General features: G+C 41.6%; 9 protein-coding genes and 1 pseudogene. 3 read left to right on the forward strand and 7 right to left on the reverse strand.

The window, feature by feature from the left end; all coding sequences use genetic code 11:
* Positions 1 to 415: 415 nt before the first annotated feature.
* Positions 416 to 2,227, forward strand: a complete 1,812-nt coding sequence (locus AC5590_RS27970; RefSeq protein WP_169266588.1) for an iron uptake porin — start codon at positions 416 to 418, stop codon at positions 2,225 to 2,227.
* A gap of 114 nt (positions 2,228 to 2,341) precedes the next feature.
* Complete coding sequence (locus AC5590_RS27975; protein ID WP_169266589.1) at positions 2,342 to 2,917, forward strand: 2'-5' RNA ligase family protein; 576 nt, start codon at positions 2,342 to 2,344, stop codon at positions 2,915 to 2,917.
* 107 nt (positions 2,918 to 3,024) lie between these two features.
* On the opposite strand, the gene AC5590_RS27980 is transcribed toward AC5590_RS27975, so the two are convergent.
* The 6 genes from AC5590_RS27980 to AC5590_RS28005 all read right to left on the reverse strand — a co-directional run bounded on the left by AC5590_RS27980 (position 3,025) and on the right by AC5590_RS28005 (position 9,630).
* Positions 3,025 to 3,927: an MBL fold metallo-hydrolase gene (locus tag AC5590_RS27980; protein ID WP_169266590.1), complete on the reverse strand. Its 903-nt coding sequence runs from the start codon at positions 3,925 to 3,927 to the stop codon at positions 3,025 to 3,027.
* A gap of 12 nt (positions 3,928 to 3,939) precedes the next feature.
* On the reverse strand, positions 3,940 to 4,323 hold the full coding sequence (panD, locus tag AC5590_RS27985; RefSeq protein ID WP_169266591.1) for an aspartate 1-decarboxylase: 384 nt from the start codon (positions 4,321 to 4,323) through the stop codon (positions 3,940 to 3,942).
* Positions 4,324 to 4,688: 365 nt separating this feature from the next.
* Complete coding sequence (locus AC5590_RS27990) at positions 4,689 to 5,207, reverse strand: inorganic diphosphatase (RefSeq protein ID WP_169266592.1); 519 nt, start codon at positions 5,205 to 5,207, stop codon at positions 4,689 to 4,691.
* A gap of 936 nt (positions 5,208 to 6,143) precedes the next feature.
* Positions 6,144 to 6,332 carry a TLTLP motif-containing protein gene (locus AC5590_RS27995; RefSeq protein WP_210620981.1) on the reverse strand — a complete coding sequence of 63 codons (189 nt, stop codon included), beginning with the start codon at positions 6,330 to 6,332 and terminating at the stop codon, positions 6,144 to 6,146.
* Positions 6,333 to 7,150: 818 nt separating this feature from the next.
* Positions 7,151 to 8,122 carry an Npun_F2552 family protein gene (locus tag AC5590_RS28000; RefSeq protein ID WP_169266593.1) on the reverse strand — a complete coding sequence of 324 codons (972 nt, stop codon included), beginning with the start codon at positions 8,120 to 8,122 and terminating at the stop codon, positions 7,151 to 7,153.
* Positions 8,123 to 8,193: 71 nt separating this feature from the next.
* Positions 8,194 to 9,630: an aspartate ammonia-lyase gene (locus AC5590_RS28005; RefSeq protein WP_169266594.1), complete on the reverse strand. Its 1,437-nt coding sequence runs from the start codon at positions 9,628 to 9,630 to the stop codon at positions 8,194 to 8,196.
* A gap of 60 nt (positions 9,631 to 9,690) precedes the next feature.
* On the opposite strand from AC5590_RS28005, the gene pgsA reads away from it, so the two are divergent.
* Positions 9,691 to 10,212 carry a CDP-diacylglycerol--glycerol-3-phosphate 3-phosphatidyltransferase gene (gene pgsA, locus AC5590_RS28010; RefSeq protein WP_169266595.1) on the forward strand — a complete coding sequence of 174 codons (522 nt, stop codon included), beginning with the start codon at positions 9,691 to 9,693 and terminating at the stop codon, positions 10,210 to 10,212.
* A gap of 29 nt (positions 10,213 to 10,241) precedes the next feature.
* Here pgsA and AC5590_RS28015 read toward each other — a convergent pair.
* Positions 10,242 to 10,676, reverse strand: a pseudogene (locus AC5590_RS28015) (DinB family protein); the annotation flags it as partial.
* Between the last annotated feature and the right edge of the window lie 164 nt (positions 10,677 to 10,840).

The following is a 10,840-nucleotide window of genomic DNA, read 5'->3' on the forward strand; positions in this document are numbered from 1 at the left end:
AAAAGGGAAATGTTGGTTTTTTCCTTTTCCCATTTAACCTTTAACCTTTTCCCATCAATGGGCAAAAGTGCTTTTTGGCTATTGGTCTAATGAACCAGTACTACTAGGTATCTAATATTCAAAGCTGCGTCTCCCTTAGTGAGACAATGAGATGTGTGACAGTTTAGAAGGCGATCGCTTCGACCTTGTCATTTATTTTTCCTAAATTACAATTGCAAGTAAATAGAAATATGTTTTTGCATAAGTTAATTGGATTATTTATTTAGCTAAAACTAACTGTTTATTTAGCTTGGCAAAAACTAAAGCAGTGTATTGGGCAAGTTTGTCTAATCCACAAGTCTCAATAAATCTTGCAACTTTGAGAATAGTTGCAGCAAAAAGTGATCTATACAAAGGTGTGAGGAGAACAGGAAAGATGTCTAATATCTTGCGGAAATCTTTAGTCATCAGTCCAGCAGTTTTGGGAGCAACGTTGTTGGTATCTACAGCGGCGATCGCAGCTCCAAAGAACATCAACAATCAAGTTGTTACAACAGAAGTTTCACAAACAAGCAATAATCAACAAGCTTCTAGTTCAGTCTCAACAACTTCTACAACAACTGCGACTGAAGTTTCCCCCAAGCCAGAGACGTTGACTCAAGCACAACAAACACAAGTCAACGTTTTGCAGCAAGTCAGCAGCTACACCAAGGAGGGAAACAATAGTTCTCAGTCCCAAGTGACATCAGTTTCCCAGTTCTCCGACGTACAGCCAACAGATTGGGCTTTCCAAGCGCTACAGTCTTTAGTTGAACGTTATGGTTGTATTGCTGGTTATCCCAATGGAACGTACCGTGGTAACCGTGCTTTGACTCGTTATGAATTTGCTGCAGGTTTAAATGCATGTCTGGATCGGGTGAACGAACTGATTGCGACAGCAACATCTGACTTAGTAAGAAAAGAAGATCTGGCGACTCTGCAGCGCTTACAAGAAGAATTTTCTGCAGAATTGGCAACTCTACGCGGTCGAGTGGACACATTAGAAGCGCGCACAGCAGAATTAGAAGCCAACCAATTCTCAACAACTACCAAACTCGTTGGTGAAGCAATCTTTGCTCTCAGTGATGCTTTCGGCGATACAGCAGGTAGAAACAATAACACTGTCTTCCAAAACAGAGTACGTTTAGACTTCCAAACCAGCTTCACAGGTAAGGACGTTCTGCATACACGTTTAGCAACTGGTAACGCCAGAAGATTAAACACGGGTGGTGATGTAGACGTTAATGGAAATGGAGTGATAGATACCGCTGAGCAAAATGCTGGAGGCTTTCAAACCTTTAACCTTAGTGGAGATACTAGCAACAGCAATGACATTGTCCTCGATTGGTTAGGTTACTACGTCCCCATAGGACCTGCCCAACTTTACGTTGTAGCTACTGGTGGTATTCACAGCGATTATGCTGCTACAAATAACCCCTACTTTGATGACTATGATGGCGGTAATGGTGCTTTATCCACCTTCGCTTCCGAAAACCCCATCTATCGGATTGGTGGCGGTGCAGGTGCAGCGCTTAATCTGAACTTTGGTAAAGGTGGCGGTATTCTCAAACCAAGTTCACTCACAGTGGGTTACTTAGGCTCAGAACCGAATGATCCTGGTATCGGTTCAGGTATATTCAACGGTAACTATGCTGCTTTAGGACAATTAAACTTTAATCTTGGTCAGCGGATAGCGTTAGCAGCTACCTACGTTCACGGTTATCATGGTGCTGGTGGTGCTTTATTTGATGCAGGTGGATTCCAGGGAGCAAATCTCCCTGTTGTAGGTACTTCGCAAGCTAACGCTCTGAGTTCATTGAATGCATCTTCCAGCAACTCCTATGGTTTGTCAGCAGCGTTTAGACCGAGTGACAAACTCTCTGTTAGTGGCTTCGTTTCCTATCACGACGTCACAGGCTTTGGTTCCAATGATGACTATGAAGCTTGGAGCTACGGATTGGGAGTTGCCTTACCTGACTTTGGAAAGAAAGGTAACGTCTTAGGTGTTTTCGGAGGTGCTCAACCTTATGCCCTTGGTAGAATAGCTGGTGCTAACGCGATCCCTTATCAGATCGAGGGCTTTTACAAGTATCGCGTCAGTGATAATGTCTCGATTACTCCTGGAGTTATTTATCAGATGTCTCCTGGTCAGAATAGCAATAACCCTGATGCGTTCATTGGAACTTTAAGAACAACGTTCACTTTCTAGATACTTGACAATATTTAGAACATTTTGTGCATATCAAGAATTGCTCCGCACATTGCAGCGGGGCTTTTTATATTTTTAGCTAAATTGGGCATTCATCTGATCACTCTTTCATAAATGCTGCAATCACAGAGACTTTATTTTATAGCCCTCTTGCCACCGCAGGAAATTCAAGACTACGCTAATCAAATTAAGCAGTACTTTAGTGATAACTATAGCAGTCGTCACGCACAAAAATCTCCACCGCACATCACTCTTCAACCCCCCTTTCAATGGACAGATGCTGAGGTACCAAAGCTAGAAGAATGCCTGAAAGATTTTGCCAGTCGTCGAGAGTCTGTGCCCATTACACTGAGTGGATTTGGTGCTTTTGCTCCTCGTGTGATATACATCAATGTTGTCAGAAGTTTAGAACTGCTGACTTTACATACTAATTTGATGCTACATTTGGAAAGTAACTTGGGAATAATTGACAAGGTTGGAAAAACTCGTCCCTTTGCTCCCCATATGACAGTTGCATTTAGAGACTTGAGCAAGCAAAACTTTAAGGCAGCTTGGTCTGAATTTGAGAAGCGACAGCTGCACTTTGAGTTTGCTGCTTCTGACTTGAAACTGTTGGTGCATGATGGCAGTCGCTGGAATATCAATTCAGAGTTTTTGCTACAAAAAGCCTACCTGCGCGAATCTCCCTAATTGAAGTATCTGTCGCATTATTTAGGAAAAATCAATATCAGTTTGGAAAAGATTAGTTTTCCGTGTTGTTACAAAAATTGAGATATTTTTTTTAGATAAATAATTAACTACATAACAGGTAAAACTAAACCTTCTTTAGCTAGTAATGTTTCAGGAAAGACAGATTTTACTTCAATCTGAACTTGGTCGAGAAAATCATCGTGGTCATCTGGACGATGATGAGAAATAACTAACTGGTTCACCTTAGCAGTTTTAGCCAAATTGACAGCAGTGCCCCAGTGAAAGTCAGGTTCATTATGATTGGGTGCTGCAGGAGAAGTATAAGTGGCATTAGCAATTAGCACATTAACGTTTTTTGCGAGCTGCGCTACGCATTTTCGATCCACTTCATTTGCGATCTTAGATAAATCTGTTAGATAGGCAACACTGTAGTTTTTCCAACTCACTCTATAACCGATTGATTTTTGCTCGTGATTAATGATTGCAGCTGTGATGATAACATCATCTATCTTCACCACCTTACCTGATGTCAAATTATGGAAGTTTAATTCAGATTGCATAAACTGTAAAGGGTAAGGAAAGTGAGGCTGAAGCATTTGATCACACAAACATTGCTTAATAGATGCTCCATTTAAAGCGGCTGTTCCATAAATATGGAAGCAATTTTCGCTCTTGAATGCGGGAGCAAAAAAAGGAAATCCTTGGATACGATTTGATTGGGAGTTGGTAAAAAATAAATGGGCATTTAAGGGTGATTGCAGTTGCAGCCAATTTTTTCCAAGTAGGCGTAAACCAGTACCGCCATCAAAAACCAAGCGTTTTCCACCTATTTGCATTTCCACACAAGCAGTATTACCACCATAGTGGATGGTGTGGTTATCTGGTGTGGGAATTAAACCCCGTACACCCCAAAATTGCACCACAAATTCTAAGCCTTGACTTAGAATCTGGGGTAGCAGTGGTTCTGGAGTTTGCTGCTTCTGGGAAGGCGACTGCTTAAAATTTGACATATTGGCTCAAAACTAGGTCTGACTAAGCAGGTCATCGTAGCGCCGCACTTCTAACAGTTGGTTTTTGCTGTCCACAATGACAACTGTAGGAGAGTATATTTTTAACTCTTCCGAATTAAACTGTGCGTAGGACATTATAATCAAGCGATCGCCACTTATACCTAGACGTGCTGCTGCCCCATTCAGCTCAATTGCTCCTGAATTGGGTGGAGCTGGAATTGTATAAGTGATAAACCGCTCGCCATTGGAAACATTCACTACGTGCACCTGCTCATACCATAAGATACCCGCTTTATCCAACAGAACTTGGTCTACGCTGATACTTCCTACATAGTTAATATTTGTTGCTGTGAGCGTGCAGTTATGAATTTTTGCCAAAAGAAGCGTGCGCTGCATTGGGTTTCAGTTTATCAGTTATCAGTGAAACAGTGCTCTTGAAAAGGTCTCTCTCCCTAGACCACTAGCGAGACTGGCGATCAAGTGAGGGCTTCGACCGTGATCTCAGCCGAACGGTTTATCCACACAAAGAACTGGCGTTAGTGTAACCGCAAAGTGAATCGCAGGCATACAAAGCAGCGTATCGCTTTGCGACAAGCGCGTCTAGTGGATATCCTCCGAAGACGCGCTCGTAGTCACCGCAAGCCTCCTGTTGAACTTGAGGTTACCAGTTATGAGTTGAAACAATAACCAACAGATTGCTGTTCATTATTGACTAGCTCTGGGCTATTGTTCATGTTTCAAGTTACTTGTAAATCCGATTCTTAACTTTTTCCCCTACCCGCTCTAATACACTTTTCTACTAAAGGCAACACGTGATCAACATCTTGCCACCCGAGAATTTCCGTCACTTTTTTTTCTAAATTTTTATATGTGCGGAAAAATTCAGCTATTTCTTGAAGTCGATGTGGTGCAACATCTTTTAAAGATCTTACGGAAGTGTAACGTGGGTCTTTATCAGGAACACAAAGGATTTTTTCATCGCGATCGCCACCGTCTATCATTTCTAGCATACCAATTGGTCTTGCTGCAATGACACATCCTGGAAAGCTTGGCTCATCTATAATGACCATACCATCCAAAGGATCCCCGTCATCTGCCAATGTGTTGGGTACAAAGCCGTAGTCGTATGGATATTGTACCGACGAGTATAGTACCCTGTCTAGGGCGAAAGCTTGAAGTTCTTTATCATATTCGTATTTGTTCTTACTCCCGCCTGGAATTTCGATCAGAACGTTAATCAGACCTGGTTTCGGTTGGGCAGGAATACGGGATAAATCCACAACAAAACTCCTCAGCTAACAGTGAATTAGGGGTACTTTATGCTTAGCTCCCAGTGTATAATTTTAGATGAAAATGGGCTACTGTTCTTTCACATTTCCACTACAAAAAGTGAATTAGATTTTTGGTAAGCCATCAGAGCACACTAATTTTAACATCACCACAGCTGGAATTTCCCACACCATCACTCAAAGATTCAAATTATATCCATTAGAAATTCAAAATTAATTTTGAATTTCTAATTTTGAATGAGCTGACTTGATCGTTGCAAGTAGTGTCGGATTGTCACCCATACACTGGTACGCTTTTGCCTTTAAACTTTGTAAAATTTATATAAACGTTGTACCTTATTACATTTCTTGTTCACTTGTTGTAACTTTTGGACTATAGGGAAATCCCGTAAGGCCCCATAAACTCCAAAGTGGGATTAGACAGCACGAAACTACTTACACCCGTCCTATTTCGCCTAAATTCTCAAAATTCTTGTCAACAGTAGCCAGTGAACCCTTGAGGAACCAATTTGTTGCTTGTGAGCTAGCGCAGTGACTTCAATACTGCGCCAAGCTAACCTGAAGGCAAGGTGAGTGTGACTGGAGATAAGATGCAGAAAAAACCCCAAAAGAATGAGCGCAGTACGCTATCTTTAAAGGGTTTCCTGTGCTTAGCGACTGGTGTAAGTGCAAAGCGTGCCGTAAGCACACGCCTGTGTTTTAGAGAGAAACTTGGGATTGCAAGAGCGTGTCGCAAAGTTAGTGAGCATGTTCAAAGGATATACGCACAGAGAGGTCACCTCCGTTGTAGTATATAGCATGGTTTTGTGTTTTTCATATTCCTTATATATTATCCCTTGAGCAAATCCCAAAGCCTCCTTGTGAAGTGCAAACTGCCGACGGCTCTGCCGACAGTGATGCAACTGCCATTTAAGAGTCAAGTTTTCTCTAATCTACATCTGTCTTTATATTGTAGGTAATTGGTTGCTGGTGATCCTGAGCACTGTTTGAAGAGTAGTGACCAATAACAAACAAGGGTAAAGTTAGAGTCAAAAGACCGATCACAGTTCCTACAATATCTGCCAACGTATGGGAACATGTACTGGCAGGGTCAGCAGATTGGGTATTTGAATGCATAAAAAGTTGAAGTTTTTTACACTTATTATTTGTGTTGACTCTTTTGTAAAGAGTCTTACTTGTATTTTAGCTATTTTCCAATATTATACTATCTATCAATAAATAATATCAATCATTTCTTAAGCTATCTATACTGATTTTTGTAAATAAAACACTTGAGACAAAACGGAAGTTAAAATATGTACGTTTTACTTGGTGATGAATTTCACAGGCTAATTTAACTTAATTTCGTAAAAAGTTTAGGAATACACTGAAAAAAGTATTCAAAGTTACGTCATTTGGGTATTTTCTATCTCTTCTATTTACAGTACGCCGATCCTGTATGGGCTTTGCGCTGACGTTAATGCCTATAAAGTCAAAAAATTATTATTCTTCATACCCATATTCACCGTACGTTTGAGTAGTTTTGGGGGTATGCATTCTTGGCGCACGCAGTCACGTATGCCTGCGACACTTGGCTTGGGCGAACGTTAAATAAGTGGTGGCACAGGAGTAATTATTCACTACGCAAACATTTATGAGTTAATCATTGGACAATTTTTTTGTGTAAAATTACTGTGTATAAGGAAAATTTAATAATTTCTTCTAGTTATTTTAATCTCAACCCAAAGAATGATTCCAGATTCAAACACAACTCAAAATGTGTTATTTCAAAGTGCTTGACTTTTGATAACGAATCCCTAAGCAATAAAAAAACCGCCACTTAATCAGGGCGGTTTGGTTAAGCAATCGGAGGGTATTTACAGCTTACTCTGCCAATGCATAAAATTGTTGTAACAGAGTTTGCACTTGTTCTTTATAAGATGCGCGAAATGCAACTACCGTTTGGCATATGCTTTCATAGGTTCTTTGATAAATCTTATGTAAAGATGTTTGAACGTAGACTTGATGACGCGGGGCATTCCAAAATCGATGGGTACGAACTTGTCTGGTAGCCGCCAATCATCTATTTTTACTAAGTCGGGATCTAGGTGAGGAAAGTTGATATTGTTCAGTTCACCAACCAACCCCAGCCGGATTGATGCAGCGACAGTGGGTACTTGTTCTGGTGAAACATTGAGGATTTCTACCATTGCACGATCTAAGGCAAATACATTTGGTGATGCGGCTAAAATGCCGAGTGGACGGGGTTCACCACCACTTGGACCATTGCCTTCATGACCAATAATGCCATCAAGTATAGTTAAGTCGGGATCAATTGTCCTGGCGGTTTCCACCAACATTTTACCAAAACGATTTGCGTCTTTTCCTGCTTCCATGTGCCACCAAGCTTTCATTTTGCCTGGAACACAACCGAACAGGTTTTTGACTCCTAAAGTTAGTACCAATTGGACATGAGATTTTACTTTGGGTAGGTTAATCACAACATCCGCTTCCATCGCCTCTTTGCACAGTAGCAGATGATCAAAGTCTTCGCTGACGCTTTGGTAGCGCTTCCCGTGAAAATCGATGATGGGAAGATTCAGTTCTTCTAAAATAGGCTGATAGCCATTTGCGAGTGCGACTCCCTTGGCGCTACCAAAAGCGGGACTATCCCCCAAAAATGGTTTACCCCCTGCTTCTATAACCATCTGGGCCACTGCATAAACCAGTTCTGGACGAGTTGTACATTCTTTACCAGGACGTGCGCCTGTTAGCAGGTTGGGTTTAAGTAAGACACGGTTTCCGCTTTTGACAAACGCCGCCATTCCTCCCAAAGGTTCCAGCAGTGTTTCTAAAGATTCCCGGAGTGCTTCCCGTTCGTAAGAAGTGGCGCGAATTAAGCTGACGGATGGTGTTTGAGTTTGCATAGTGAAATCAAGAACGAATAAGAAAAACTAAAGAAGGAAGAGGTGTTTATTTTATCTTCCTTCTTTGTTCTCTAATCCGATGTGCCGTCTAGTATATTTAGAGGCATAATTGCACTCATTTGTTCCAAGTTTAAGACTTGGGCTAATTCTGCTTCACTCATGAAACCGTGTTCGGTGACAATCTGCCGCAAAGACTTACCAGTTTCTAAAGATTCTTTCGCCACAGCAGCTGCATTCAAATAACCGATGTGAGGATTTAATGCTGTCACCAAGGCTAAACTGCCTTCGGCGTATGCTAAACAACGTTCCTGATTGGGGGTAATGCCCTTAATACAGCGTTCGGTGAGTGCGGCGATGGTGTTACCAAGAATTTCGATGCTGTGAATCAGGTTATAAGCTATCAGAGGCATCATCACATTTAGTTCTAATTGTCCTGCTTGGGCGGCAAGGGCGATCACACTATCATAACCCATCACCTGAAAACACACCATTGATGTCATCTCGGCCATCACTGGGTTGTACTTTCCTGGCATAATCGAGGAACCCGGTTGTACGGGTGGTAGTTGAATTTCTTTTAAGCCAGTTTTTGGTCCTGAATCCATTAGACGCAAGTCATGAGATATTTTGACTAAATCTTGAGCTAAGTTACGTAAACCACCCGAAACATGAACAAATGGTGCCATACTCTGCATTGCAGCCATCAGGTGAGGTGCAGGTTCCAAAGGGAGATTTATCAAATCTGAGATTGTTTCTACCACACGGGCGCGATACTGAGGATGAGTATTTAACCCCGTACCTGCTGCACTTCCTCCTAAACCTAGCACCATCAAGTCAGAAGAAGCTGTGTAGATGCGGTTTTGGTGTTCAGTCAAAATGTATGCCCAAGCGCGAAAATTCTCACCCAAACGCACGGGTACAGCATCTTGCATATGGGTTCTGCCAGATCTGACGATATTTTGAAATTCTTCAGCTTTTTCTTCTAGTGCTGCTATCGCCTTTTCTAAAGCCGGATGTAAGGTTTTTGAAAGTGCCAATAAGCCACCAATACGAATTGCTGTAGGAATAACATCATTGGTAGACTGTCCATAGTTTACGTGGTCGTTGGGACTAACACGCTTGTAATTGCCTTTTTCTTCGCCAAGAATTTCTAAAGCGCGATTTGCCAAGACTTCGTTAATATTCATATGGTGAGAAGTGCCAGCACCAGCCTGGTAGACGTCTACCACAAATTGGTCGCGAAACTTTCCAGCAAGGACTTCATCAGCCGCTTGTATAATTGCTTGACTGACATCTTCGGGAATACAGCCGAGTTCACCATTTACAATAGCTGTCGCTTTTTTAATAGTGACGCCAGCATTTACGTAAGTAGCTAAAGGTTTAATGCCGCTAATTGGGAAGTTTTCTGTGGCTCGTAATGTTTGAATTCCGTAGTAAGCACTACTAAGTAGCTGGCGATCGCCCATCGAATCGCGTTCTATTCTCACTTGAGAATCTATTTGTTGAGTCATGCTATTTTTTTAAACTAATCATTCATCAAGAGTTTATATTCCCCTTGTGTTTTTGTCCTTATGACTTTACCTAACTGGATTACCTTCTCTCGCCATCTAGGGATACCATTTCTACTTTATGGCTTGTATAACCCTACGCCCCAAGCCAGATGGATTTGTTTGGCAATTTTTCTTGTCGCCTCCCTGACTGATTGGTTAGACGGCTATTTGGCGCGGAAACTCAACCAAATCAGCGACTTGGGTAAATTTCTTGACCCCTTAGTTGATAAATTGCTGGTACTTGCGCCGTTACTAGCTTTAATTGAGCTTGGAAAAGTCCCTGCTTGGGGAGTGTTTCTGATTTTGGGACGAGAGTTGGCTATTGCAGGTTGGCGCGTCAGTAAAACCAAGATTACGGGGGCGAATATTTGGGGGAAACTCAAAACAGTGAGTCAAATTGTGGCGATCGCACTTCTGATTGCACCTCTACCCCAAGTATGGCAATTACCTTCCATAATTGCCTTCTGGATTTCTGTTGTTTTCACAATCATTTCTGGAGTAATATACCTTTTACCAGAAAAAGATAGCCAAATTACTCAATAACTTTCACAACAATTCATCGTTTTCCTCAACTACGGCTGGAGAATCCGGTGCATATCCAAAACTGGTGGAGCAATTTCGGTTTGGGTTAGCATATCGTGAATTTGACCGCGATGGTGTGTTTGGTGGTTAAAAAAATGTGCTAGCAATAAGTTAGGCGGATCAGTATAAAGCTTACCCTGATTATTCACGTAGCTGATTGTTTTAGTCAAGAAATCCTGACTTAACTTAGACATAAAAGCTTCTATGCGCTCATCTTCTAAGACACGAACTGAGCGCAACTCATCAAAGTCCTCATACAGGATAGCATCGAGATTGGTAGAGGGCATTTGTTTGCCTTCAAAGCGTCCCATCCAAATCCTATCGCCCACCATAATATGATTCAGCGTTCCATGAATACTTTTGAAAAAAGCTTGTCTAATTCGCTTGCGTTCTACATCCGAAAGTTGGGAACAAACTTCATAGACTTTTCGGTTTGCTCATGTGTTGTAATTTGCAAGCATTTGAAAGTGTTGGATGAGCATAAGCAATTCAAAATTCCAAATCATAACAGGCTCGTAGTAATACCAATTCTCTGTAAACTTGCACTAAATACTTACCTCTTCCACCCTTGGCGTTCTTGGCGACGCCA

The organism is Brasilonema octagenarum UFV-OR1, assembly GCF_963888615.1.
GTDB classification, from domain to species: Bacteria; Cyanobacteriota; Cyanobacteriia; order Cyanobacteriales; family Nostocaceae; genus Brasilonema; species Brasilonema sennae.

What these genes read in the sequence shown, in the direction of transcription:
- AC5590_RS27995 (WP_210620981.1), bottom strand. Translation starts at nt 6,332, where the DNA reads ATGCATTCAAATACCCAATCTGCTGACCCTGCCAGTACATGTTCCCAT.
- AC5590_RS28005 (WP_169266594.1), bottom strand. Translation starts at nt 9,630, where the DNA reads ATGACTCAACAAATAGATTCTCAAGTGAGAATAGAACGCGATTCGATG.
- AC5590_RS27970 (WP_169266588.1), top strand. Translation starts at nt 416, where the DNA reads ATGTCTAATATCTTGCGGAAATCTTTAGTCATCAGTCCAGCAGTTTTG.
- AC5590_RS27980 (WP_169266590.1), bottom strand. Translation starts at nt 3,927, where the DNA reads ATGTCAAATTTTAAGCAGTCGCCTTCCCAGAAGCAGCAAACTCCAGAA.
- AC5590_RS28000 (WP_169266593.1), bottom strand. Translation starts at nt 8,122, where the DNA reads ATGCAAACTCAAACACCATCCGTCAGCTTAATTCGCGCCACTTCTTAC.
- AC5590_RS27975 (WP_169266589.1), top strand. Translation starts at nt 2,342, where the DNA reads ATGCTGCAATCACAGAGACTTTATTTTATAGCCCTCTTGCCACCGCAG.
- panD (WP_169266591.1), bottom strand. Translation starts at nt 4,323, where the DNA reads ATGCAGCGCACGCTTCTTTTGGCAAAAATTCATAACTGCACGCTCACA.
- pgsA (WP_169266595.1), top strand. Translation starts at nt 9,691, where the DNA reads ATGACTTTACCTAACTGGATTACCTTCTCTCGCCATCTAGGGATACCA.